Source organism: Agarivorans albus (assembly GCF_019670105.1).
Taxonomy (GTDB): Bacteria; Pseudomonadota; Gammaproteobacteria; order Enterobacterales; family Celerinatantimonadaceae; genus Agarivorans; species Agarivorans albus.
On the sequence record NZ_AP023032.1, the window covers coordinates 2,741,010 to 2,767,243 of the forward strand.

Sequence of the window (26,234 nt, forward strand, 5' to 3'; positions counted from 1 at the left end):
GTTAAATCAGCCGCTAATATCAGTATAAAAGCGGCCTGCGCGAGTAGAGTTGTGATCTCTTACATAGTAAGAACAGCCAACACAGGGCATACTTTTAACAAAATAAAACAATATAAAAACTATAAATAGCTAACAAGATCGGTTGGTCGAGGAATTATGAAAAAAAAGTCACTGAACGTAGCCTCATCGCTCCAATTTTTTAAAAATATTTCTATTGTTCATCGAGTAAACATTGGTTTTGGCTTTCTGGTTTTAATGATGGTACTCACCAATGTATTGTCGTTACAAACTGGCAGTCGCTTTAACCAACAGCTTGATACCGTAACAGAAGAAGCCACTCCACTAGTGTTACAAAGTAGCCAATTTGCGGTAGATTTGCTCACCGCAGATAAATACTTTAAAGATGCTCTAACCTCTAGCGAAGCAGATGTTATTAAAGCTAGTAGCGAGGCTTTTGAACAAAGTGAACTCGTTTTTATTTCTTCACTTGGCACTTTACGTTCAATGTCGGAAGGCAATAACGAGTTGGAATCTCGCCTAGATGCGCTTAATGCTCTGGACCAAAATTACTTCCAAGTAGCTAAACAGGTAATGAACGACAACATTAACTACTTGGAAGACTTACAATCAGTTAAGCGTAGTACCAACCAATTGTCGGTAATGCTACCGCAACTTAAGAAAAACCTATCAGATAAAGTAGCTGCATTGAACGATGACTACATCCGTTGGGCGGCTGAGAGCTTCTTGAACGCGATGGCCGTTATCGAGCTAAATACCTTAGAAGGCTTAAATACTAGCCAGTCTAAAAAAGTATCTGTAATCCTTAAGCGCAACAACAAGCTAATCAAAAACTTCTTGAGCGCCACCTCAGATCTAGAAGAAGAAATTCCTGAACTACGTAACGATATGGGCCATCAGATTGACCAGTTCGTTAAGGACTCGACCAAGTCTGATGGTGTGTTAGCTGCTCACCTAAAGGTAACACAAGACAACGAAGCCATTGCTCAACGTGTTAGTGAGACCTCTGTTCAAATTACAGAAGCCATTAGCCAGCTTTCTAGCATTAACGACATTGCAAACGCTCAGGTAGACAATGCCTCCGAAAATGCCAACAAGATGTTGGAGTCTAGCCGGATTCAGTTAATTACTGCGATGGTAATCGTTATTCCATTAGCCTTATTGGTTGCTTGGAACGTTGCAAGTTCTATAAAACAACCACTTAACTTATTACTTAAGACCCTTAAAGCGGCAGCCGCCGGTGATATGACCGAAACCGTTAAGTACCAAAGTACCAACGAATTTGGCCAACTAGCTGATTCTGCCAACAGCATGATGGAGCAAATGCGCTCAGTCTTGAATGATATTAGCCAGGCCGCTGAAAGTCTCTCTAATGTATCTAACGGTAACTCCACTACCCTTAATACCGCCAAAGTTGAATTGGATAATCAACGCCAAGAAACAGCGTCGGTTGCAGCAGCGATGACGGAAATGGAGCAATCGGTTAGAGAAGTAGCCAAGAGCGCTAACATTACTTTAGAAAAAGTAATGGAAGTTGAAGAAGCTGCAAACTCTGGTCGACAAGTAATGAGCAACAACATTACGACTACTCACCAATTATCAGAAAAACTAGAACACAGTAGTTCGGTTATTGGTGAAGTTGACAGCATGAGTAACAGTATTGGTTCAATCTTAGATGTAATCAGAGGTATTGCCGATCAAACCAACTTGTTAGCCTTAAACGCCGCTATTGAAGCCGCTCGAGCCGGTGAGCAAGGTCGTGGGTTTGCAGTAGTTGCTGACGAAGTGCGGGTATTAGCGCAGAAAACCACCAACTCAACAACCGAAATTCAATCTATGATTGAAAACCTACAGAAAAGCGCTCAACGCGCAGTATCGGTTATGTCGGAGTGTTCATCAGAAATGCAAGCCAGTATTTCTCAAAGCTCTGACGCTAACGGGGCAATGGAAGAGATTCAAGGTATTATTACTCAAATCTCTGATATGAGTAGCCAAATTGCTGCTGCGGCAGAACAACAGCAAGCCACCGGCGCTGAGATATCCAACAACCTTAACCGTATCTCAGACATTAGCGATGAGAACTACCAAAGCATTGAAATAGTGACCAGCACAAGTGAAGAGCTTGGTGAATTAGCAGGACAACAAGATTCACTAGTTAAACGCTTTACACTGTAGATTACGCTGCAATTAAAAAAGGCTCCTAAAGGAGCCTTTTTTATTAGCGATAAACCTCTGATATGGCACCCTTTCCTACACCTTCATAAGCTATAACCTTCAAGCTATGTCCTTCCATCACCTTAGCGAGGGTAGACGCAATATACGCAGCTAAATTCTCTACGGTAGTCTCGCAGGGCAGAATGTCTGTTTCTTGTTTAGGGAGCACCAGTTCAAAAAAACCTTGCGGCGATTGATAGGCAAACGCGTAATGATCTTGCCAGGCTTGCTGCTGGTAAAAACTAATGTCTTGCTGGCTAATTTCATCACTTTCGCTGCCAAGGTAAATGTTGCGCCACTTCATCGCCCAACTGGTGGCTAAGTCAATGTCATACTCCCCATCTACCTGAATTTCGATAGTGGAACGATGCCCATGAGCAATACGCTGACAATTGCCATCGTGCTTTTTCAAACCGTGGCTATAGTGATAATAAGGGCCATCGATAGATTCGTGTCTTAAGGTAATAGCCAGATCTTGAATATTCGCCGGCAGCTGCTCTAAAACTACATTTTTTACGTACGCAGTTAAGGCTTCGTTACTCACCTCTACCGAGTCAATAAAGGTATACGCTTCATCAGGGCAACGTAAATGAATGCTCTTTCCATGCGGTCGCATGAAGTCCAATTGGGTATAACCTTCGCCTGTTTTTACCTTACATAGAGGAGAGCGATTAGGCACCAACAGTTTATGATCGACCTTTTCATCGATTAAACGTTTAATCAGCTTTTTTACTTGGCCAAAATCTAACAACATATCCATATCATTAAGTGAACCACCTAACTCTATGTCTACTAACCAACTCTCTCCAACTAAGCCACGATCAGGGCAAAGATAGGTAGAGTCGATTACGGTTAAATCTTTTACAAATAATTTCATAGTGCTGCTCATAAACGCGAATGCGGCTCATTATAACGGCAAGCGCATAGAATAGTCATCGCCTCAATGCTCTCTAATCCAAACAGCGTAGAACTATGATATGGTTAAACTATGTCATGGAAACGATAGATATCGATGTGGACCCTATAGCTCCGGAACTTCTCAAGCAGTTTAATGCCCTTCCTTGTCAAACCGAAGTGCATCTACAAATACCCACTCCTACAAAGCCGTTGCGCTTAAGAAGTCGCTTAATTGGTATTGAGCCAGGAATGTGTGTGATTTTATCTCGCGGAATAGATCAAAATTGGGAAGCAGCTAGAGATTTAATTCGAGAAGGTCAGTCAATTGTTGTACGTATTGTAAACGAAGGTGACCCAAACGCGACAATATTTGCCTATCGAGGCTCTATTTCTAAACTAATGAGCAGTGTTGGCCGCTGGGTAGTACTGGATTATCCGCGCAACGTGCAAAAAATCAGTTTGCGCCAACATAGTCGCTTACCTATTTCCTTGTCTTGCAATATGCGCAGTAGCGCTGATAGCCAAGAATCCTTTAGTGGTTTGCTTAAAGACTTGTCCTTAAATGGCGGTGGCTTTGTGTCTAGCCCTATTCCGCTGCCGTTAACCAAACAAGCATTTACGCTAGAATTACCAATAGAAGGCCAAGATCCTTTGGCGATAACCGCGAGTATCTGCAATCAGCATTTGGAACAACGCTCACCAGAAAAAGTGCATTACGGTTTAAGTTTTGATGCCGACGACAAACTTAAGCAAAAATTTATTGAGAGTGCGCTTTTAGAAATTGTGCAACGAGAAAACAAAACCCCCGGTTAAGCCAGCGTAAGCACTATTCAAGGCACAAAAAAAGCGACCCGAAGGTCGCTTTTGAATTAACGGTCAACTTCTAGTCTTTGTTGTACTTGGCAGTACGCGGGAACGCAATGCCATTGCTATCAAACAAGTAACAAGCTTTAGTTGGCAGACCTACACGTAATTCATCGCCATTTTTACTTGGGAATTCGCTGCGTGCTTTAAAGGTGAAATCAAAGCCTTTAACGTCCATATAAACGTAAGACTCTGAACCTAGGTGTTCAGCAACTACTACTGTACCTGTAATGAAGTTCTCTGCATGAGCATGGGTATCTTCTACCAAGTGCTCAGGACGGCAACCAAGCTCAATTAAATCACCTACGCTTGCACGGCTAGTATCAACCGCAGCAGTGATAACATCACCAGTCACTAACTTAACTTTACTTTCGTGCTCACCAGTTTCTACGATTTCGCCTTCGATGAAGTTCATTTTTGGCGAACCAATAAAGCCAGCAACAAACTTGTTGGCTGGGTTATGGTAAAGCTCTAACGGAGAACCATATTGCTCCAAGTTAGTTGCAGCATTAGGGTCTAGTGGGCTAAGTACCACAATCTTATCAGCTAAGGTCATCGCTTCCACTTGGTCGTGGGTAACGTAGATGATAGTTGATTGCAGTTCTTTGTGCAGTTTAGCAATCTCGATACGCATCTTCACACGAAGTGCTGCATCAAGGTTAGATAGTGGCTCATCAAATAGGAATACGCCTGGTTGCTGTACAATACAACGACCAATAGCAACACGTTGACGCTGACCACCACTTAACTCTTTTGGCTTACGGTCTAGAAGAGGATCTAGGCCTAGAATGTCAGAAGCATTATCTACTCGAGTTTTAATCGTATCTTTATCAACCTTTTTCAATTTAAGGCCGAAAGACATGTTTTCGCGTAAATCCATGTGTGGGTATAGTGCGTAAGACTGGAACACCATACCTACGTTACGTTCTACTGGCGGTACGTCATTCATGAACTTACTACCGATGTTAAGCTCACCACTAGTAATATCTTCTAAGCCAGCAATCATACGTAGCAACGTTGACTTACCACAACCTGATGGACCAACAAATACAACAAACTCGCCATCTTTAATATCTAGGTTAATATCACGCAAGGTATCTTGGTGAATTGCCGGATCGTAGTTTTTACGTACATTTTTTAGAATTACATCAGCCATTATTAGCTCCAAACTGAATAAAGCGTTCGCTTTACTCGCAATCAATCTTGTTTTGCGTAGCTACACCAGTAGCTACGCCCAAATAATTTAACCTTTAACACCACCAGCTGTTAACCCGCCGACCAACCAACGTTGAGCCATTAGGAACACTAGCGTGATAGGGAATCCTGACAATACAGCTGCAGCGGCAAAATCGCCCCACAAGTAGTTTTGCGGATAGAGATATTGTTGAGCACCTACGGCGAGCGTGAGCTTATCAACATCTTGCATCAATACAGACGCCATTGGTACTTCGGTAATTACACCAATGAATGCAAGAATGAACACTACTGCCAAAATAGGAACAGAAAGCGGTAACAATACCAATCTAAACGCTTGCCAAGGAGTTGCGCCATCGATAGCAGCAGACTCTTCTAAGGCCGGGTCAATAGTTTCGAAGTACCCTTTAATGGTCCACACGTGAAGTGCAATACCACCTAGGTAAGCGAAAATTAACCCGCCGTGAGTGTTTAGACCCAACCAAGGAATGTATTCACCAATCTTGTTGAACAAGGCGTAAATTGCTACCAAGGCCAATACAGATGGGAACATTTGGAAAATCAACATACCGTTAAGAATGGTTGCTTTACCTCTAAAGCGCATACGAGCAAACGCATAAGCACTAGTAGTAGATAGAGCCACGATTAGTAAGGCTGAGATACCCGCTACTTTAATCGAGTTCCATAACCAAGTTAATACTGGGAATGGAGGCGGTGTTAATGAACCATCAGGGTTTACAACGGTAATCCCTAAGGCCAAGCGCCAGTGATCTAAAGTAGGGTTTGATGGAATCAATTCACCTACCGCAAAGTTACCCGTACGGAATGAAATTGTGATTACCATTAATAATGGGAAAATAATTAAACATAGAAACAAACATAGCACTACGTGAGTAGCCAGTTTTCTATATTTCAATGATTTAGGTTGAACCATTGCCATAGTAGCTTCTCCTTATGCCGCTTTATCAGCTTTAGTTAGTTTCAAGTTAATCAATGCTAGTGCACCAACCACTAAGAAAATTAGGGTTGCAATGGCACTTGCAAGACCATAATCCTGACCACCGTCACCTTGGAAGGCAATTCGGTAGGTGTAACTTACGAGTAAGTCGGTTGTACCAGCTGGTGTCGAAGCACCAATGATATCAGGACCACCGTTGGTCAATAACTGAATCAAAACAAAGTTGTTAAAGTTAAAGGCAAAAGAAGCCACCAATAATGGTGTTAGAGGTTTCATTAACAACGGAACAGTAATGTTGAAGAAGTTGTTAATTGGACCCGCACCGTCCATCGCAGAAGCTTCGTATAAGTCTTCTGGAATAGACTTAAGCATACCCAAACATAAAATCATCATGTAGGGGTAACCCAACCAAGTGTTAACGATCAAAATCATCGACTTGGCCATTACCGGGTCAGTAAACCAGTCTGGCTTGATGCCAAATAAGCCATTTAAGATTTCGTTAATCTCACCAAAATTTTGGTTGAATAAACCTTTAAATACTAGGATTGAGATAAAGGCTGGAATTGCATAGGGGAGGATGAGTACTACGCGATAAATAGCGCGACCTTTTAGCTCTTCCCACTGAATTAGACAGGCTAAAACCATACCAATTGCTAAGGTAAATGCTACAGATGCAGCAGCAAAAATAACTGTCCAAATGAAGATTTCGATGAACGGTTCTTTAATACCTTTATCGGTAGCAACACGTTCAAAGTTTTTCCAACCTACGCCAACAGTAAAGCCAGGCGCTAAACGGTTACCAACAAACTCGCCATCACCATCAATGTACTGGTAGTAACCTGTTTCCATGTTTGGCAGCATAAGCTCGCCAGTCTGGTTGTTACGCAGAATAGAAGGACCAGGTAAAATAGCGCCACTTTCTTTTAGCACTACTCCATCTTCAAGGCGTGTATATAAAGGCTTCATCGCAGAGAATTTGCGAAGGCCATTCATAACCAGTTCATCTTGATTAGGCGTAACTAATACGATGCTATTGAAGAACTGACGATGAGAGATAATTTCTTTAATTGGCGCTTTTTCACTAGAAGGTAAAGCGTCAACTTCTTGTAATTTAATTCGCTTAGTTGCCAGCGTTAATTTGCGTGCGCGAACATCGGCGTTAGACACTACTTCAACAGGACGAGTAACAAAATATTTGTCGTCTTGTGACAGTGCTAGAACATACTTACCTTCAGACTCTTGATGTAGCTGAAAGTCAAATGAACCACCTTTCGCCATATAAGTCTTCTGGATATGTAACTGCTCTACCCGCTCAAGCGACAATAAGTTGGTGCCACTATAGTTGGTGAAAGCAATTCCAATGGTGTATGCCAGAGGGAAGATGATAAATACGACCATCCCCGCAATGCCGGGGAAGATATATCTGTGCGCATACATTTTTTTGCTTAAAAAAACGTAAACACCGGTAGAAACAACAACAAGGGTGAGCAATGCAAATGCATATTCACCACCTGCATACATCAAAACAATTGCATAGCCGTTAAGCAATACAATCGCCGTGATCAGCAGAAGTTTTAGCCAAGCATACTTGCCCTGCATAAAACCTGGAGACGCAGAAAGACCCATCTTATGTACAACCTTTGTATTTGACCGAAATTAATAAAGAGGAGGATAGACCAATATCCTCCTCCTGACCGAAATAATATGACCGTATTATTTCGCTATGCGACGCGCAGCGGCGTCTAGTGCTTTCTCTAGAGGTTGACGACCACTAGTGATGTTGGTTAGAGATGTTGCCATCGCAGACCAGAATTTACCCATTGCAGCTACGTTAGGCATTGGCTCACCATCTTGAGCGTTTGCGAAAGTTGCAGCGATGCGAGGGTCGCTTGAAAGCTCTTCCATGTACGACTTAAGTGCTACAGCACCTAGTGGTACATCGTCATTCACAGATTTCAAGCCTTCATTAGTAACAAGGTAGTTTTCTAGGAATTCTACCGCTAAATCAGCGTTAGGTGACGCAGAGTTAACCGCACCTGCTAATACACCAACCATTGGCTTAGCTTTGTTACCGTTGATAGTTGGAATGTAAGTTACACCGTAGTTGATGCCACTTTTTTCCATGTTATCCCAAGCCCAAGGACCGTTGATAACCATTGCTACTTCACCTTTGTTAAAGGCAGAGTCCATTACACCGTAGTCAGCGCCTTTTGGCATGTGACCATTTTCGATAAGATCTTTAATTACTTTAGCGCCCATTTTAGCGCCGTCAGTTGCTACACCAGTATCTTTAACGTCGTAAGTACCGTTTTCGTATTTGAAGATGTAACCACCGTTCGCAGCCAGTAGAGGCCATGAGAAGTAAGTATTGTTGTAATCCCATAGGATAGCGTGCTTACCAGACTTCTGAAGCTCTGTATCTAGAGCTGGGATTTCTTCCCAAGTCTTAGGAGGGTTTGGCACTAAGTCTTTGTTGTAGATAAGACCTACCGCTTCAATAGCGATTGGGTAGCCGTATACCTTGCCGTCGATAGTAACCGCGTTCCAAGCAAAGTCTTCTACTGCTGCTTTTTTCTCAGCACTTGGCTTAAGTTCAGTTAATAGACCTGCATCAACCCAGTCACCGAAACGGTCGTGAGCCCATAAGAAAATATCAGGACCTGAACCAGTTGAAGCCGCTTGTTGGAATTTACCAGGGGCATCGTCTGGGTGTGCAACACTTACTTTAACACCAGTATCAGCTTCAAAGCGTTTACCTACTTCAGCCAAGCCGTTGTAGCCTTTATCACCATTTACCCAAATGGTTAATTGGCCTTCTTCAATTGCAGCAAAAGCATTAGATGCCATGCCTAAAGAAGCAACCGCAATAGCAGATGCAAGAATTGTCTTTTTCATTAGCCTTTCCTTAACTGTCGTTATGATTATTTTTGGGTCGCAAGAGTAACTTGCTGCGCTAGATTCTAGCTCATAAGGCTGGCTTAACACATGACTTAGCTCGCACTTTTGAAATTATACTACAAACCCCTAAACCGAGGTGCAGCCTGCCTCAAGAGGTGATTTAATCACCTAACAGTGGTAATAAAACAACATAATTACCAACGGATACACTTGAAAACCTTTCCATGTAGTAATTAAACTACAAAATTGAAACTGATAACCTTTTCAAGCAATCCAATTAACTTATTTGTTATTTTTCAACTGTTCTCTTAAGTTAGGTGGGATTCCAACGATCGTCAATGTATCTGTTGCTTCGTCGTAAAAAACGCGATCTCCTAACAATTTTTGTTCGAAACTTACCGACACCCCTTTCCCTTGACCAAAACATTTAGCCAGTTTTTTCAGTGCTGTTCGATCTGCTGGAAATTGTTCTTCAAGGGGGTAATTTTCAGCAGCAAACTGGTAGAAATCAACGTTCTCTTCGGCAGTAGGTAAAGCCTTAGCCAACTCCCCTACTACAATTTCTTCGCCATCTTTTAGCTGTTGTTCACAGTAAGACTTAACTTCATCTTTATAGGCAAGCTTTTCTTCTTTATCTAACTGAGTCGCTTGGCAGTAATCGTCAACAGCTTGCATAAGTACGGCATTTTGCATTTTGACATCCAAGCCATCGTCACAACCCAAGAACTCCACAAAGAAATCTGAAATTTTGCGCCCAGCTCTTCCTTTTACATAAGAAACATAACGCTGTGATTCAGGATTACGTTGCATATCGGTAATATCGATGCGCGCAGCAAGTTGCACAGAACTGGTTTCTAAATAGCGGCTAGCAGTAAGCTCTAAGCTATCGTCTACTGCAGGCGAGGTTTTATTTTCTAGCAGCATGATAAGCAGATACTCGCCAGCAACATGCTCGTAGTTAGCCAGAAGCAATACACCTTGCTCTACAAAATCATATTTCTTTAGTTCTTCAACCAATACCGTGCCAGCATCAACACTGTATTTATGAAAATCAACGTCTTGGCTTAATAAGGCATCCAATTGTTGTTTGAAGGGGCTGTCATTTTCTTGGTTATAAAAGCCAAAGCCTTTAGCTGCTCTTCCACTATAGTTGAGATGTAAGCTCTCTATTAAGCTAAGCGCCTCTTCGCTATGAGCCATTTCTTCGGCTCGTGCTTGCAGCGCTATGGTGCCATCTTCAACTAGCTCTAGTGAATGTAAAATAAGGTGTTTTAAGGAAATGCTCATAGTCTCTTACTGTTAGTGTTTGCTGACAAGGTGGGGTATTATACGCGTCTTTATCAGCAAATTTGCAGAGAAGTAATGGCAATAGTTTCAAAATATTCCACAGAGCAGGTGGAACAATTACTTAATGATGTACTCAAAGTAGTCGACAATCACAATGTAACCACTGATCTGGCGCTAATGGTACTGGGCAATGCCGCTACCTGTATGATCAATCAGCGTGTTGCACCAGAGCAAAGAAAAAAGCTCACCGAAGGCTTTGCCAAAGCGCTAAAAAATTCGATTAACGACGAAAAATAAGCACACAAAAGGATTTCCTGTCTCGCAATGGTAAATAGCTCAAAACAGTACCGCGACAAAGTGTCTCAGCTTATAAGCTGGGGCCACTGGTTTTGTTTATCAAATATAATTTTGGCCTTAATTGTTGGCCTACGTTATCTGGTTCTGGCTACCCCACCGGAAACATTTTTAGGTCAAAGCTATTTAATTGTGAGTTGGTTAGGGCAATTTTCCTTTATTGCCTTTGTAATTTTCTTGCTTACCCTATTTCCACTCAGTTTTGTTATTCCTAGTAATCGCTCATTGCGTTTTGTTGGGGCGTTGTTCGCCACCATCGGAATAAGCTTACTGATTGTTGATACAGAGGTCTTTGCTACTTTTAATTTGCACCTAAATCCAGCTTTGTTGGAACTACTTGTAGACGAAGAGCAAAACAGCCAAGCCAATACACTTAACTTATTGTTTGTATCTGTACCTTTTATCTTTCTATTAGAGCTTTGGCTCGCAAAACTGTGTTGGAAGTATTTACGCCGTTTAGAGCATAAACGCCTTGGTGGTCCAATTGGTGGTGTCTTATTCATCTGCTTTTTGTTAACCCACTTTGTGCACGCTTGGGCCGATGCAACAAATTACACCACCATTACTCGACAAAAGAATAACTACCCTTTGTTCTACCCGCTTACCGCGCGAAGCTTCTTACAAGAGCAAGGCATTTTTGATGTAGATGCCTACTACAAACAAATCAAAGCACAAGAACAAGAGCAGCAAGGGCAACTTCGCTACCCTATCTCACCACTAAAATATGACCAAGTTGAACAGCGCTACAACTTAATGCTCGTGGTAGTAGAAGGCTTACGCTGGGATATGCTTAATCAACAAGCAATGCCAAACAGCTGGAAGCAAGCTAAACGCTCTAGCCAGTTTTTTAGTCACCACAGTGGCAGCAATAAACCGCAAGAAGGTTTATTTAGTTTGTTTTACGGAATCCCAACCAGTTATTGGCCGAGCTTTAAAACGGAAAGCCAAGGCTCTGTATTGGTGTCTGCACTACAAGACAGCAACTATCAGATTGAATTGTTTAGCAGCCGTGGCTTAAACCTGCCGGAATTAGCAGGAACCAGCTTTAGCGAGCTTTCAAACCTCGACATGACCAAATGGCCTGGCGGAGCTGCGGGTGACGAGAAAGCCATACAAGAATGGCTAATCTGGCAGCAAAGCCAATATGCGCAACTTCCTTGGTTTAACTTTTTATATCTAAATGGCGTTGCTGCTTATGACAATGGCAGCGGTGAAACTATGAGCGAAGTGACACCTGAGTCCTTAAGCCAACATTACTCAGATGCCGCCACAGTTGTGGACTCGCAACTGAACAAGGTGTACCAACAACTAGCTCAAAGCGGCCAATTAGAACGCACCATTTTAGTGGTAACATCCGATTACGGAAACGAACTAAACGATGGCAATAGCAACTACTGGGGCAACAATAGCAACTTTAGCCGCTATCAAACTCAAGTACCGTTATTTATATCTTGGCCAGATAAAAACCCATCACTATTGCACAGTGATACTAGCCATAACGATATAGTGCCAACCTTGCTTGAAGAAATGCTCTCAGTAGCATCTAACAGCGCAAACTATAGCACCGGACAAAACTTATTTAAGAAGCGTAAGCGCGATTGGATATTAATAGGTAACCAAGAACAACAAGCTGTTGTTCAACGCAACCAGATTACTCTCTTTAATCAATCAGGTAGCTATCGGGTGTTAGACCGCGATCTAAAATCCAGCAACGCTCGTGTATCTGTGCCTATGTTGGTACAAGTATTAAACGACTTAAAGCGTTTTTATCAACCACAACAGTAATTTGTACATTGAATGAACACTTAAGCACAAAAACCAAAGTGGTGTATTGACAGCACTCTGATAGCTAAGTAAATTCATTGCTCAATTCGGAACGTAGCGCAGCCTGGTAGCGCACCGTCATGGGGTGTCGGGGGTCGGAGGTTCAAATCCTCTCGTTCCGACCAAATAGCAGCCCGTAGCTCAATGAGCTACGGGCTTTTTGTTACCTGCAAAACATCTGCTTTTGCTTGGGCCAATAAAAGTTGTACAAGCTCAAGCTATCCAAAGCAAAGCACTTTAGTTACCACCTTTCAAAACCTACCTGCCCTCAAAAAACGTGCAACCTGATGTCTCTTCAAACCTAGTAACAAAAACTATTAACATTCGTATTTGAATGATAATTATCAAGGATACAAGCTAGCCATTCGCTTATAGTGCAAATAACTACCCAAGGTAAGGAAACCTAATGACATACAGCCTTTTGCTGCTCGCTCACCTCATCGCGGCAACTATTTGGACCGGCGGACATATCGTGCTTTGCTTGGTGATATTACCCAAAGTTTTAAGAGCCAAATCACCAGAAGTGCTGCTAGATTTTGAGCAAGCTTTTGAAAAGGTGGGAATGCCAGCTTTAATTATTCAAGTGATTACCGGGCTTTTTCTGGCTTACCATTGGCTCCCCGATGTGAGCCTTTGGTTTAGCATGAGTAACCCTATAAGCCACGGCATCGCCGGTAAACTACTATTATTGGCTTTAACCTTTGGTTTAGCCTTAGACGCCAAGTTACGCGTTTTACCTAAACTATCCAGCAATAACTTGTGGGATATGGCCTTGCATATCATCGCAGTTACTTTGCTCAGTGTTGGCTTTGTTGCCCTTGGCCTTTCCTTCCGATTAGCTTGGTTTGCTTAAGCTTTTGTATCGGCAACTAAGGCTTCTAAATAGTTTAACCAGCGCTCGCTTTGCGAGCTTTGTTCAAGGTTATGCGCACGTTGAGCAGCGGTATAAGCCAGTGAGTAATCTTTTATCTCTAAGTAAATCTCAGCCAATAATAGCTGCGATTTAGCTTGTTGTTCTTGCGGATCAGCTAGTTTTAAAGCCTCAATAGCTTGAGTATATTGATTGCTCAATAACAACACCTGAGCATACTGCAGATTGTACTCAGGCTTATGCTCAGCAAGCAGTTGCCAATACTTCGCTGACTTTTGCCATTCTCTTGCTTGCTGCCAAAGTTGTGCTTGGCGAAGTAATAATGAGGTATCAGAATCCGCATCAGCCAATTGGGCATAACTCAAAGCTGCTTTTTCTGGCACTCTCAGATACGCATATAACTGGGCTTTATGGCGTAACAAGCTCTCCCCCAAGGCTAATCCCGAACGCTCAGCAGAAACCAAGGTAGCTAAGGCTTTTTGATGTTGCTGGGTTTGGCTGTACAAAGCACTTAGTTGTTGCCACCAACGCAGCGTTTCTGGCTCTAACACCAGTAAAGCTTGATTGGTGACGATAGCCGCTTTTAACTGCTTTAGCTGCACTTGAGCGATAAAACGCATACTTAGATTGTTTTTATCTAACACTTGCAGCTGTTCTAGCGCGGCTAAATGATCTAACACCACTTGCCAGTTTTGTTGTTGATAATTAGCGTAAGCTAAATTAGCACGTAAACTAAGCGCTTGTGAGGGACTAATATTAAGCTCTAATTCAGGTTGCTGAGCATGAGTCAGCAATATCTCAAAATGGCTTAATGCTTCATCAATCTGTTGCTCACTGAGTAATATTTCGGCCAGCATATTTCGCGTTTCCCATGCCTGTTGTGGGGGAAACGCTTGCAAGTTCACAGCCTCTGCCAGTTTTGCTTTAGATAACGCTACTTGCTCGTCTTGCCAATAATAAATCCCCAACATTCTAGCTATGTAAGCTTGGTCATATTTAGCGCTGGGCTTGAGTTGTTCTAACTGAGAAATGGCTTTAGCGAGTTCGCCATCTTGTTGTAATTGAAATACTCGTTGCACCCGTTCTGCTGTATTCCGACTGAGTTCTTGAGCAAACAGCGGCCCTGAACTTAGCCCGCAAAACATTAAAGTAGCCAATAAGATCCTAATCATCTGCAGCTGGAACCTCAAAATCAATAATAACAGTATGATCTGTAATTTTTGTGGCTTTACCATTTACCATTTGTGGTTGGTACTTCCATCGCGACAGCGCTTTGTATGCTTCGCGTTCAAACACCCCTTTGGGTTTGGCATCTAAGACCTTAATATCTGTTACTCGCCCAGCCTCATTGATAGTAATACTGAACTTCACATAGCCTTCAATATTACGTCGTTTAGCCCGCTCAGGATATTTAGGCTCTATCCGATGCAGTGGCAAAATGTCTTGCTGTTGAACGTTGGCAACCATAGGTAAATTGGGCGCAGACAAACTTAGCGCACTAACATTACTTTCAAAGTTAATACTTGGCATCGCTAAAGTATTAAGTTGTTGGTCGTTGCTAGACGCTTGCTCAGGTGCACTGGTAGCGCTTGAACTTGGCGCTTCTGGCATCGGTTCTGGCGGCTCAGGTAAGCGGCGCTGTCTGCGCTGGGCAATGCTTTCAGGCTGTTGTAGCTGAATAAACAAATTCGGCTTCGCTGAATTATCTTCCGGCAAGCTGCGTTGAAAGTGCACCATAGAGTTCATCGCTACAAACAGACTAATAGCTAACAACACCGCTAAGGGGCTGATTAACAACAAACGTAACATTATGGCGCCTCGGTGGCCAAAGCGATTTCTTGAATACCGGCAGCTTTAGCGCCATCCATCACTTTTACTACTGTGCCATTATAGGCATGTTTATCGGCCTGAATAACCAACTTGGCGCTAGGTTGTTCTAACAGTAAATGCTCCAAATTAGCTTGAACTCGCTCTACGTCAATCATGCGTTGTTCGATAAAGATCCGGTTTTGCGCATCCACTGCTACAAAAATTCCAGCGTTAGCTTGAGCAACCGCATTACTCGCCTGTGGCCTTTGCACTTCCATGCCCGACTCTCTAACAAATGAGCTAGTCACAATGAAGAAAATCAACATTATGAATACAATATCCAGCATCGACGTAAGGTCGACTTGCGCTTCTTCGTGCTGTTGCCTGCGATGACCTAATCTCATCGACGACTCCTTAAAAGCTTTTCTAAATGTAGCTGTTTACGCTGGCTTAACCGCGATAAACGTGAATAGATAAACATACTGGTAAGGGCTGCGACCATGCCAGCCATGGTAGGTAGCGTTGCTCTAGCAATGCCTGCTGCCATTAATCGCGGATCGGCATTTCCTTGGCTAGCCATGGTATCAAATACCACGATCATCCCAGTTACCGTGCCAAGTAAACCTAACATTGGGCAAAGTGCCACCAACAATTTCAAGAGATTAAAATTTCTTTTCAAAGCGTTTTCTGCTTCGCTCAACCAAGCGTTACGCTGCCACAAAGCCAGCCAAGAATGCTGCTCTTCACGGGCATCCCAGCGAGACTTCCAGAGGTTTTGCAAGCGAGGAAAATCCCACACTATAAACAGCAAACGCTCTAAACTAAGTAACCAAAAACCAGCTACCACGGCAACTAAAGCCCAAAGTACCGGCCCGCCCCGCAGCATAAACTCGTTAATATTGGCCCAGTCAGGTAGCTGGTTGATTAGCTCAAGCAGCATTGTTACTTACAGCCTTTAAGCTATGGTTTGCCTCTGCCCGCTGTGCAACCAATCCCAAGCTTTGCTTCTCGAGTATGTTACGAATTGCCTCGGCTTGTGCATGCAATACATTGTGTGAGAACAACAAAGGCATAGCAGAAATAAGCCCAAGAACAGTCGTCACCAAGGCCATCGAGATGCCACTTGCCATTACTTTAGGATCGGCATTGCCAAACTGAGTAATCACCTGGAACGTTTCAATCATTCCAGTTACTGTCCCCAATAAACCCAACATTGGTGCTAGCGCTGCAAGCAATTTAATCATGCTTAAGCCACGCTCTAAATGCTGCTGTTCATCTACAATTTGCTCAAGTAAACGCAGCTCAATTGCTTCTACAGCTTGGTCTTGGTCGGCTTTATAAGCCTGTAATATTCGGCCTAAAGGATTATCTTTTGGATTAGCAGGTTGCTTTAGCTGAGCCTGAATTTGACTGCGAATGATGAGTAAACGAATACCTCGATATAAAGCAATCAGCATTCCTAATGCAAACAATAGTGCGATAACTTTACCTACTACACCTCCATGAGCAAAACGCTGAGCTAAAGTAGGTTGCTCGGCCAATTGTTGCAACAAACCTCCATGGCTTGGATCCATGCTTACAAATCTTCCCGACGTTTGCTGTAACTCTGTGGCCGTAGGCGCAAGTTCAGGCTGCACAATAAAAGACTTAGCTTGCTTACCATCCCAGCGAGCATAACCTTGCTCGTTAACCAAACCAAAGCCGCCTAAACGCCAGAACCTTTGCTGCTGTAACTGCCCTTGGTTATCAAAATAAGGCAATTGCAGGTGTTCGATACGGCCACTAGCTTGGATGGTGCTAGCAAATGCTTGCCACAAACCTTCTAGTTCAACCATTGAAGGCAGCGCACGTGCCTGCTCTATTTGATCTAAGGTGGATAACACCTCTGGCTGATTTGCCACTAATGCGCTAGTTTGTAACTCTAGTTTGAGCTCTTTAGCGGCTTGCCTCACTACACCAAACAACTCGCCCAAACTACCCGACGCTAAATGTAGCTCGGTTTCTAATTCTGCTAAGGTTTTTTCATTGTCAGTGAAACTATCACTTAAACTATCTGTATCCTTTTGTAAGGCATCACGCTCGGCCAATAAAGCTTGCTGGCGCGCTTTAAACTTCGCTAGTTCTTGCTCAAAGCCTTGCTCTCTTACTTGGTTATGCTGTAACTCTTGCTGCTTAGCTTGTTGCGTGGTGCTTAGTAAAGTTTCTTCTGCCAAAGCGGCGCTGTTACTTAAAGCGAGCAGTGTTATCAATACAAGTGGTTTCATTGATTAGCCTCCGCACTTAGCGCCAGTGGCAGCACTAATAAACTCGGTGCTGCGACTTTATTTGCAACATCAAAGGCTAAGCCTACATTGCTATGTTGCTTACTTTCGATAACGTGCCATTGCTGGCTATTTTGATGCCATGCCCAATACTGTTGATGATCTAAACTACGCGCCACCAAGCTCACTCTGCCTAGATTTAACAGCTCTACTTGGCGTAGGCCATCAAGCTCAATTTGCGCTTCGTAGCTGCCTAATTTCAAGCCATAATCCAATTCAATTTGATAGGCTTCTAATATCCGACGATACTTTTCTGAGTCGCTAACATCCGCTTGACTCATTAGCGTGTTTAACTTCGCTAGACGCTGCTGGCGAGCCTCAATGCGGATCGGCAAATCTTGCTCGTGTAACTGGGCTAGCCCCTCGAGCATCTGATACATAAGTGGCACTACTCCCAAGCGAGTTGAACCAACTTCATTGAGTTGTTCTTGTAAACTATGCTGCTCACTTTGCTGGCTTTCAACTAAGCGACTAAGGTGATTTTTGTATACCTTTAGTTGGCTCACTTCTCGCTCAAGCGCTTGAATCTCTGACGCTAAGGCCAAAGCCTGATCACTTGATTGGTCGATACGTTGTTGACTGTGTTTTGCTTGGTCAACAATCTCGCCTTCAATCTTGCGGGCTTGATCTAACTGCTCGGCTTGTGAGCCAAAGGAAATGCTTGTCATCAAACTGGCTGTTAACAACAACCATTTGACTCGAAGTAGATAACTAAACATGAATACTTCCAATCGTTTAATAGAACCAGCGCTAATTAAGCGCTGGCAGCAATAGTAATACGCGCCGAGTGTAACGCAATTAATTCTCATTTTCATTGATTAAGCTCTGGCCTGTCGCTGACCACGCACCAATAAGGCGATAAAATAAATACCCCCAATAATTGATACCAGGGTTCCAGCAGCCACTTGGCTAGGATAAAAAATCCATTGGCTTATCAAATCTGCAAAAGACAACAATAAAGCCCCTACCAAGGCAGACACAATAATCTGTTGTTTAGCTAAACGCGCCCCTAGCATTACCGCAACATGTGGCGCTAGCAAACCCACAAATGCTACCGGCCCCATGGTAGCAGTTACCATGGCACACAGTAAGGCTACTCCCAGTAACATCAACACATAAGCTTTGGGCACAGCTAGGCCTCTTGCTTGTGCAAACGAGCGACCAGCCGAAATCAAACTTAGCCAAGGATGTAACACATACAAGCCTAAAATTACCACAAAACTTACTGCAGCTAAGCGTAATGCGGCCTCTGGGCTAACCCGATAGGTAGAACCTGCCAACCAAGCCAAAATCTCGTATATCTCTTGCTGGCCGCTGGCCAATGCGAAGTGCACTAAACCTTCAATCAATGCCGCTAACGCGATACCACACAGAACCAGTTTGGCCGGAGAGAACTGCCGATAAGTACTAAACAAAAACAATAGGGCTAATACAATGGTACTGCCTAATATAGCCACCCAGGGAGATGCGCTAAAAATACTGGCACCAGTGATAACGGTTAAACCTACCAAGCTCATGGTGGCGCCAGCAGAAACCCCTAATATGTCCGGGCTAGCTAGAGGGTTAAAAATCAAACGTTGTAATACACACCCAGCCACCGCGAGCGCTGCACCAGCCGATACTGCAGTTAACCAGCGAGGCCAGCGTAATAACCAGTTGAATGCATCTGGGATCGCTAAGCTCCAACTTCCTGCATTATGCTGTCCCAGTAAAGAAAGCAAAGCAATTAAAGCAATAATAAAAGCAGCCAAGCCATAATAACGATTACGCCAACGCAATCTTGATTGAGGTAAGCTTAAGGAAAGCTGATCTTGCGCGCGCAACTGCCGCTGGCATAGCACTATAAGTATTGGCGCACCAACCAGTGCAGCTGCAATACCACTATGCACAACATCACCAATTTGCTCACTTAAGGCATTGGCTAATAAATCGGTGAATACTAATAGCAAGGCACCGATAATGCAGCTCAACCAAAGTTCATTGCTGGTTGTTCTTGCGCCTACGCGCCGCGCGATATTAGGGCTAATTAACCCAACAAAACTAATCACTCCTACTGCAGTAATACTGGCTGCCACTAACCACACGCCCACTACCGATAACAGCAAAAACATTGGCACTACATTTAAACCACGTGCCGCTGCGCCTTGCTGACCAAGTTTAAGTAAACTCAGTACCCGCGGGGCTAATAGAAAAATCAAAATTGCTGGCAACAAACGAGGTGCTAACCAAAGCGGCCAAAACCAATCATTTTGCTCTAAATCGCCTGCCCCCCAAATAAACAAGTTGCTAGCAAATTGCTCATTCAGCAAAATGATTGCGGTGGCCACCGCCCCTAAAACAATGTTTACCGCCATACCGGCCAGCACGACTGGCAAGCCACTAAGGTTGCGTATACCTACAATGGCGATGACCAAAAACATGGCGAACATTGCACCAATCATCGCGGCCGCCGCACTTAAATCTGCAATATCAAGCGGCACCCATAAGTTAAGCATCACCAAAGCTAGCCAAGCCCCTGAAGAGGTTCCCATAGTTAACGGAGACAACAGAGGGTTTTGAGTGAGCTGCTGCATTAAGCTGCCCACTAAGCCTAAACTTGCCCCAACCATTAAGGCCATGGTCATACGTGGCAACAGTGAGTAAAGGTACGCAAAATCTATAAACTGTTCAGGCTCAACACCGCTAATCAATTGCCATTGCCGCTGAAACGCTAAATCGCTACCAAACACTAGGCTTAATACCAAACCAAGCAGCAGCGCGCCAAGCGAGATGGAATACGCTTTAATCATTGAGGTGATAGTTCCAGTAAGCTTTTAGTTAAAGCTCGTGCGTTATACAACACCGACATAGCGCCGCCATAACTCCAAGTTGCAGCAACACTGCTTACTCGTTGATTTTTAACAAAAGGCATTGCTTGCCACAGCCTAGAATTATCTAAGGCTTGATGATGCGCAAAAGGTTCAAAATACAACACCATGCCCTGCTCTACTTGGGCAAGTTCGGTAATGCGTTTTTTGGCCACGCCCCATTGGCTGCCTCGCTCTGGCATGGCAGAGCGAATACCTAAGCGATTGAGAGCATGCACCGGAATAGAATTTTCATCATAAAGATAAACAGAGCTGGTGCTGGCAAAACGAATAGCAGCAACTTCTGGCAGCTCTCCACCATAAGCCTCAAGCAACTGCTGGGAGAGTGTATCTAATTCTTGTTGGGTATCTGCCAAGCGTTGCTGGGCAAACTCTGTTTTATTCAATAACTGAGCGATTCGAAGGTAATTCTCCACCACCGCTTCAGCGTTTTTGTGTTTAGCGCTGTAGTTTTGATAGAACAGCACTGGTGCAATGGCAGATAAACGCGCCATAAGATCTTTTTGTGGAGAAGCAATAAGAATAACGTCGGGCTTTAGTTCAGCCAGTAACGACAGATTTGGCTCGGTGCGTGTGCCAATATCCACCACCCCTTGCGGTACCTCGGGTTGTACTACCCATTCTTGATAGCCGCCAATGTCAGACATAGCAATAGGTGTAACGCCCAACTCCAGCACTTGCTCGGCAACATCCCAGTTAAGTGCGGCAACTCTTTGCGGGTGCGCACTCAGTTTATGGGTTCCGAGGCTATCTTCAACCATGATGTCTGCCTTAGCAGCAGCCGTAAATAAGCAAAAAATTAAACTAATACGAGTGAGTGCTACAAACATACTGTTGCCACCTTGGTGTGATCTTGAGGGTGCTCAAGCAACTTAATATTGCTAGCAAATAAATCGGAAAGCGTCGCTTCATTCTCCAACAAACTTTTAGGACCAGAAAACACCACTTTGCCGTGCTTTAAGGCAATAACATTGGTGGCGTAGCGCAAGGCCAAATTAAGTTCGTGAATAATTACCACCATGCCCTTTTGAGTTTGTTTGTTGAGCGATTGAAGCAGCTCCATAAGCTGATATTGATGGCTAATGTCTAAGGCTGAAGTCGGCTCATCAAGTACCAATAAGGGCGACTGCTGCGCCAATAACATCGCAATAAATGCGCGCTGGCGCTCGCCGCCACTTAGCTCATCGACAAAACTGTCCCGATATTCAACTAAATCAGTTTGAACAATGGCCTGCTCAATCGCCTGATAATCTTGAGGCTGCCAGCGGCCAAAACTTCCACGCCACGGAAAACGCCCCAGCTTGCAAAGCTCATGTACTGTCATACCTGCAACTTGCGGTAGTTGCTGAGGAAGATAAGCCACTAACTGCGCTAACTCGCGCGCTTTATAGCTGGCTAAGGTTTTGTTGTTAAGGCTTATCTCACCGCTATCTGGCGAAAACTGCTGGGTTAACAGATTGACCAAGGTAGATTTGCCTGAGCCATTATGTCCAAGCACTACGGTAAAGGCGGTGGGATCTATGCTTAGTTCGTCAATAGACAATATGCTTCTATTATCACGCTCAACGTTTATCTTGCTTAATTGATACATCTTTATTGTTCTGCCTTTTATTTCGGCTCGCATGGGCAGCCAACACAATAACTCCCCTGCTGTTTTTTATAGTCCATACAACAACTCACCCTCGCAACTTGCAGGCTACCTTGTGGGTCTTCAAATAATGTTGCTCGGGGTTCAAGAGGCAGTGCTAAATCTTGCAACCAATGTTGAAATTCATGCTCGACAAGTTCGGGCTTAATCACTTGGTGGCTAGCTTTTGCTCCACGTAACATCATATCCAATACCCCATCAGCGATATTTCGATAAGCGGTACTAGGGCTGATCCGAGCTACTTGGCTAAAATCTTTTAGCAGCTGATCCAGCAAAACTCGTAGAGATTGCGCAATTGATTTACGTAGTAAGGTAGCAGACTCAAATTGCTGCCAAAGCGCTAACTCGTTAGCTTCGAAACGATAACCAAATACATTGCCTAAATGATAACGCTGACTCAAGCGAGATAAATCGGGGCTGGCTTGCACTTGGTAACAAGCAATCAAGGCAAGGCTGATAGGTTGCCAAGCCAACATGCTCCAACTGCGACTTTGCCAGTAGATTTTGCCCGCTTCTGGATGCTGTAACTGCCAAAACTGATACAGTTCACCCATGCTATCTACAGAGCCTTCACGCACCCATTGTTCGGCCGAATCTACAGGACTCAGAAACTCAAAAGCTGCAACAGCAAATTGTTGCAGCATTTGGTTATAGTGTTTATCGCTATTTACCGTCATTACTACTCGGAGCTAGCAATAATTTGCTAGCTCCGTAACCCTTATTTAGAAGCCCATTTTTAGTCGAGCGACAACTCGACGTTCATCGTTTGACCAGCAGTTTAGTGTGTCATAACAACTGTAAGACTCTTTATCAAACAAGTTGGTTACTGCTAACGATACCGCAGAGCTTTCTAACCCGCTGCCTAAGCGGCCAAGGCCATAGTTAACTGAAACGTCTGCCACTGTGTAGCCGTCTACCGTGCTGCTATTGGCTGCATCAATTTGAGTTTCACCAATGTAGCGCACACCACCACCTAGGGTTAAGCCGTCTAAGCTGCCACCAAAGAAGTGGTAATTTGCCCATAAGTTGGCTAGTTGATCAGGAACCCATACCGGCGTTTTACCTTCTAAGCCTGAGTTATCTTTAGTGATCTCAACATTTTGATAGGTATAACTTGCGGTAAGATCCAGATTAGGGGTTGCCCACCAACGACCTTCCGCTTCAAAACCTTTCGATACCGATTCACCAACCTGAATCTGGTGATGCGGAGCACCATCTGGATCTTGAGTTAAGGCACCTTCTTTAGTGATATGGAATGCTGCTAAGTTAAGCATTTGGCTCATATCTGCTGAGTTGTACTTAATACCACCTTCCCATTGGCTGCCAGTTGAAGGCTCAAAAGCATTACCGTCTTTGTCTGTTCCCGGCGTTGGCTCAAAGCTGTCGGCGTAGTTAATGTATGGCGAAATACCATTATCAAACTCGTACAAGCCACCTAAACGATAAGAGGTATTGTTTTGATCGACGCTGTCAGTGTAATCACCTGCTAGGTGGTAAACACTGTCACTTTTGTATTGGTCAAAGCGGGCACCAGCCATAACAATTAGGCGGTCGATACGCATTTGGTCTTGAATATACACACCAGTTTGAGTGGTTTTATAGCTGTTTACTTGGTTATAACCGTCTGGGTTACCTTTGATGTAATCGTAAACCTCATTTGGGTTTAGCTGGTTATTGTCTGGCGCATAAATATCAATAGATGTTGTTGCTCCATCGTAGTAAGTCACCTCAGACTTTAGCTGCTGCCAATCAAAACCAATCAATAAGCTATGCTCAACCATACCCGTGGTGAAGTTACCGTTTATTTGCGTATCGGTCGTCCAACCTTTAGAGCTTTCATCCGTTAGGTATGCACGGCGGTATACGGTGCGCCCGTCTGTTGGTTCTAAGCCTACATTGTAAGTATTGTGCTGCAGTGCTTTTGCATCTAAGTAACGGGTAGCGTGCAACAGGGTCCAATTACTGTTGAACTCATGGTTAATTTTAAAACCGTACAAACCAAACTCGCGTTCAAACTTGTTCCAGTTTTCGTCACCAGTGAATAAGTTTTTCGACAGCTTACCATTTGGATTGTCTAACACCGTGCCATAAGCTGGCATGGTGGTGTAAATACCCGCATGAGGATCGTTCTGATAATAAGCATTTAGGTTAACCAGCGTTTTATCACTCACATGCCAATCAATCGACGGAGCGATAAGGTAACGCTCTTGCTTAGAAGTATCGGCCATTCCATCTTGTTTAGTTGCTTTACCCAAGAAACGGTAAGCAACATTGCTGTCACCTATTTGACCGCGCGAATCAACTGTTGCTTCTAGCAGGTTATGACTACCTGATGCTACGCTTACATCGGTAGCGCGCTCCATAGTTGGGCGCTTAGCAATAAGGTTAACCATACCACCTGGCGGCATTGCGCCGTAAAGTACCGAGGTTGGTCCTTTAAATACTTCTACCTGCTCTACCGCAAAGGCGTCAATTTGTGGTTGTAGATTCCAAGCATTGTATTGCAGCTGTAAACCATCGTAGTAGTTTTGATAGTTAGTAAAACCACGAATATTGAATAGATCTAGGCGATTAACTGCCCCACCGCGCAATTGAGTGTGCACGCCAGGGGTGTAGCGTAGTGCCTCTGAAACCGAGTTTACTCCGCGTAAATCTAAGGTTTCGCGATCAATGGTTGAAATTGACTGCGGTGTTTCTTCTGGCAACAGTGCTGTTTTAGTTGCCGTATTACGGTAAGTTTTTCCTAGTACCGTTAGCTTTTCGTCTGCTTGTTTTTCGCTAATGGCGGCTTCTTCAGCCAAAGCTGGTGCACTCAATACAGAGGCCACCAGCATCGCAATGGGAGTGATTTTAGTATTAAACATGATCCGTTTGTTATCTCTTGTTAACGCAAAGTTAAATGCTACTGATAATGATTCTCATTTTTAATTCTATACAGATCACATTTTAAAAACTTAACAATTTGGTGCAAATAACAAGATTTTTTGCATTATTTACAGCGAGATTGACTTAAATCATCATTTTTGAATAGGTAGGAAGTATTCCATCGTCGCGCTTGGCGACTGCGGTTGGTAGTTCTCGGGATAACATTCTAGCTCGTAGCCATCTACCCCTTGGTATTCAGATTCTGGCAACCATTGATGAATAAACCAATCGATGGTGGCAGCCAAGTCTTGAATAAGCCCGGTGTGGCTAACAATGGCATACAGTTGTTGTGGCACGTTCCAGCACTGTAGCTGTTCAGAGGCTTCGCTTAATTGCTGGCTACCCGCCAAGTAATTAAGTTTACCGCTAGCGTGAATATTTAGGGTGTCCACCACTCCAGTTAATCCTTCACTTTGCATCGGATACAGCTGATGGAAACTGCGCCATAAAGAAGGAACTTTTAGCTTAAAATCTGCTTGGGGGGTATACAAATTATCTATTTGCCCCGCCACACCGTAGACCTTAAATGCAGGCCGGCTCTCTATGCGAACCTCTATCATTCGTTGAGTTTGGCTACGCGGGTTATCCATTAGCACCATTGGAGCACTAATGCCTTGGCGGTCACCGCGGCGTTTATACGCGCCGGGAGCGAGCCCAAAATGCTGTTTAAAGGCGCGGCTAAAGCTTACTTCAGAGTTAAAGCCATATTGCAGCGCGATGTCGGTTACTCGCATTTTGCCATCAAGTAATTGCTCTGCCGCTCGGCTCAGTTTTTGTTCACGCACATACTTGGCCAAGTTTTTATTGGTGAGTTCCTGAAAAATACGTTGCAGCTGCCAGCGCGACCAACAACTTTGCGCGGCTAAATCATGCACACTCATGCTTTGCTCAATATTCTGATGAATAAAAGCAAGCAAACTGTTTATGCGATTAAGCTGCGGGGACAGGCGCGACAATATAGTTCCTTATACATTACCGAATAACTGACTGTTGGTTGCTTAAAGGTAATACGATTCGCCTAAGCGTTTCAACAGCTGCCTACTTTTAACTTATTTAATTATAATGGCACAAGATTTTAATCTACCCTTCTATGGCCAAGGCATCATTCATTAGTGGCCAACAACCAACACTTAGCCATAGCCTCTATAAATAGTTAGCTTAAGTTTCTATTAGTTCACTATTTGCAACAATGCTTCCCACTAACGGGCATTACTCCCAACTCATCGCTATGTAAAACTTTAACCAAGTTTTGAATTGAAACGGCAGTTAACTGCCACTCATTAAG

General features: G+C 43.8%; 23 protein-coding genes and 1 tRNA gene. 6 read left to right on the plus strand and 18 right to left on the minus strand.

Annotation, left to right across the window (positions count from 1 at the left end; all coding sequences use genetic code 11):
- Positions 1-156: 156 nt before the first annotated feature.
- Positions 157-2,193, plus strand: a complete 2,037-nt coding sequence (locus tag K5620_RS12310) for a methyl-accepting chemotaxis protein (RefSeq protein ID WP_040307369.1) — start codon at positions 157-159, stop codon at positions 2,191-2,193.
- 43 nt (positions 2,194-2,236) lie between these two features.
- On the opposite strand, the gene K5620_RS12315 is transcribed toward K5620_RS12310, so the two are convergent.
- The gene (locus tag K5620_RS12315) at positions 2,237-3,109 is read right to left on the minus strand and encodes a 6-carboxytetrahydropterin synthase (RefSeq protein WP_016402569.1); all 873 of its coding nucleotides are present in this window, start codon (positions 3,107-3,109) and stop codon (positions 2,237-2,239) included.
- A gap of 116 nt (positions 3,110-3,225) precedes the next feature.
- On the opposite strand from K5620_RS12315, the gene K5620_RS12320 reads away from it, so the two are divergent.
- On the plus strand, positions 3,226-3,942 hold the full coding sequence (locus K5620_RS12320) for a PilZ domain-containing protein (RefSeq protein WP_040307370.1): 717 nt from the start codon (positions 3,226-3,228) through the stop codon (positions 3,940-3,942).
- A gap of 70 nt (positions 3,943-4,012) precedes the next feature.
- On the opposite strand, the gene K5620_RS12325 is transcribed toward K5620_RS12320, so the two are convergent.
- The 5 genes from K5620_RS12325 to yejK all read right to left on the minus strand — a co-directional run bounded on the left by K5620_RS12325 (position 4,013) and on the right by yejK (position 10,330).
- Complete coding sequence (locus K5620_RS12325; protein ID WP_016402571.1) at positions 4,013-5,149, minus strand: ABC transporter ATP-binding protein; 1,137 nt, start codon at positions 5,147-5,149, stop codon at positions 4,013-4,015.
- Between the two features lie 87 nt (positions 5,150-5,236).
- Positions 5,237-6,127 carry a maltose ABC transporter permease MalG gene (gene malG, locus K5620_RS12330; RefSeq protein ID WP_016402572.1) on the minus strand — a complete coding sequence of 297 codons (891 nt, stop codon included), beginning with the start codon at positions 6,125-6,127 and terminating at the stop codon, positions 5,237-5,239.
- 12 nt (positions 6,128-6,139) lie between these two features.
- Entirely contained in the window at positions 6,140-7,771 is a 1,632-nt protein-coding gene (gene malF / locus K5620_RS12335; protein WP_016402573.1) for a maltose ABC transporter permease MalF, read from the minus strand.
- An 87-nt stretch (positions 7,772-7,858) separates the two neighbouring features.
- A complete protein-coding gene (gene malE / locus K5620_RS12340) occupies positions 7,859-9,040 on the minus strand; it encodes a maltose/maltodextrin ABC transporter substrate-binding protein MalE (protein ID WP_016402574.1) in 1,182 nt (393 codons plus the stop codon).
- Between the two features lie 285 nt (positions 9,041-9,325).
- Entirely contained in the window at positions 9,326-10,330 is a 1,005-nt protein-coding gene (gene yejK / locus K5620_RS12345) for a nucleoid-associated protein YejK (protein ID WP_016402575.1), read from the minus strand.
- A 75-nt stretch (positions 10,331-10,405) separates the two neighbouring features.
- Between yejK and K5620_RS12350 the strand changes: the two genes are divergently transcribed.
- From K5620_RS12350 to K5620_RS12365, 4 genes are all read left to right on the plus strand, one after another.
- The gene (locus K5620_RS12350) at positions 10,406-10,627 is read left to right on the plus strand and encodes a YejL family protein (RefSeq protein WP_040307371.1); all 222 of its coding nucleotides are present in this window, start codon (positions 10,406-10,408) and stop codon (positions 10,625-10,627) included.
- A gap of 27 nt (positions 10,628-10,654) precedes the next feature.
- Positions 10,655-12,469 (plus strand): DUF3413 domain-containing protein, encoded by a 1,815-nt coding sequence (locus tag K5620_RS12355; RefSeq protein ID WP_016402577.1) that lies wholly within the window; start codon positions 10,655-10,657, stop codon positions 12,467-12,469.
- Between the two features lie 87 nt (positions 12,470-12,556).
- Positions 12,557-12,633 (plus strand) — tRNA-Pro (locus tag K5620_RS12360).
- Between the two features lie 281 nt (positions 12,634-12,914).
- A complete protein-coding gene (locus tag K5620_RS12365; protein WP_016402579.1) occupies positions 12,915-13,361 on the plus strand; it encodes a hypothetical protein in 447 nt (148 codons plus the stop codon).
- Here the strand turns inward: K5620_RS12365 and K5620_RS12370 are convergent.
- The 12 genes from K5620_RS12370 to K5620_RS12425 form a co-directional block, all read right to left on the minus strand.
- Complete coding sequence (locus K5620_RS12370) at positions 13,358-14,551, minus strand: tetratricopeptide repeat protein (protein ID WP_221077372.1); 1,194 nt, start codon at positions 14,549-14,551, stop codon at positions 13,358-13,360. The two genes, K5620_RS12365 and K5620_RS12370, sit on opposite strands and share 4 nt — an antisense overlap.
- Positions 14,544-15,188, minus strand: coding sequence for an energy transducer TonB (locus K5620_RS12375; RefSeq protein ID WP_016402582.1), 645 nt, complete (start codon positions 15,186-15,188; stop codon positions 14,544-14,546). The genes K5620_RS12370 and K5620_RS12375 overlap by 8 nt, the downstream gene beginning before the upstream one ends.
- On the minus strand, positions 15,188-15,592 hold the full coding sequence (locus K5620_RS12380) for an ExbD/TolR family protein (RefSeq protein WP_016402583.1): 405 nt from the start codon (positions 15,590-15,592) through the stop codon (positions 15,188-15,190). Before K5620_RS12380 ends, K5620_RS12375 begins: the two co-directional genes overlap by 1 nt.
- Positions 15,589-16,128 carry a MotA/TolQ/ExbB proton channel family protein gene (locus K5620_RS12385; protein WP_016402584.1) on the minus strand — a complete coding sequence of 180 codons (540 nt, stop codon included), beginning with the start codon at positions 16,126-16,128 and terminating at the stop codon, positions 15,589-15,591. The genes K5620_RS12380 and K5620_RS12385 overlap by 4 nt, the downstream gene beginning before the upstream one ends.
- The gene (locus K5620_RS12390; RefSeq protein ID WP_016402585.1) at positions 16,118-17,452 is read right to left on the minus strand and encodes a MotA/TolQ/ExbB proton channel family protein; all 1,335 of its coding nucleotides are present in this window, start codon (positions 17,450-17,452) and stop codon (positions 16,118-16,120) included. Before K5620_RS12390 ends, K5620_RS12385 begins: the two co-directional genes overlap by 11 nt.
- Entirely contained in the window at positions 17,449-18,228 is a 780-nt protein-coding gene (locus K5620_RS12395) for a DUF3450 domain-containing protein (RefSeq protein WP_016402586.1), read from the minus strand. Before K5620_RS12395 ends, K5620_RS12390 begins: the two co-directional genes overlap by 4 nt.
- A 99-nt stretch (positions 18,229-18,327) precedes the next feature.
- Complete coding sequence (fhuB, locus tag K5620_RS12400; RefSeq protein WP_221077373.1) at positions 18,328-20,298, minus strand: Fe(3+)-hydroxamate ABC transporter permease FhuB; 1,971 nt, start codon at positions 20,296-20,298, stop codon at positions 18,328-18,330.
- Positions 20,295-21,206: an iron-siderophore ABC transporter substrate-binding protein gene (locus K5620_RS12405; RefSeq protein ID WP_016402589.1), complete on the minus strand. Its 912-nt coding sequence runs from the start codon at positions 21,204-21,206 to the stop codon at positions 20,295-20,297. The genes fhuB and K5620_RS12405 overlap by 4 nt, the downstream gene beginning before the upstream one ends.
- The gene (locus tag K5620_RS12410; RefSeq protein ID WP_016402590.1) at positions 21,197-21,967 is read right to left on the minus strand and encodes an ABC transporter ATP-binding protein; all 771 of its coding nucleotides are present in this window, start codon (positions 21,965-21,967) and stop codon (positions 21,197-21,199) included. The genes K5620_RS12405 and K5620_RS12410 overlap by 10 nt, the downstream gene beginning before the upstream one ends.
- 17 nt (positions 21,968-21,984) lie before the next feature.
- Entirely contained in the window at positions 21,985-22,701 is a 717-nt protein-coding gene (locus K5620_RS12415; protein WP_016402591.1) for a siderophore ferric iron reductase, read from the minus strand.
- A gap of 45 nt (positions 22,702-22,746) precedes the next feature.
- Positions 22,747-24,888: a TonB-dependent siderophore receptor gene (locus K5620_RS12420; protein ID WP_016402592.1), complete on the minus strand. Its 2,142-nt coding sequence runs from the start codon at positions 24,886-24,888 to the stop codon at positions 22,747-22,749.
- Positions 24,889-25,041: 153 nt separating this feature from the next.
- Positions 25,042-25,905 carry an AraC family transcriptional regulator gene (locus K5620_RS12425; RefSeq protein ID WP_016402593.1) on the minus strand — a complete coding sequence of 288 codons (864 nt, stop codon included), beginning with the start codon at positions 25,903-25,905 and terminating at the stop codon, positions 25,042-25,044.
- Positions 25,906-26,234: the final 329 nt, after the last annotated feature.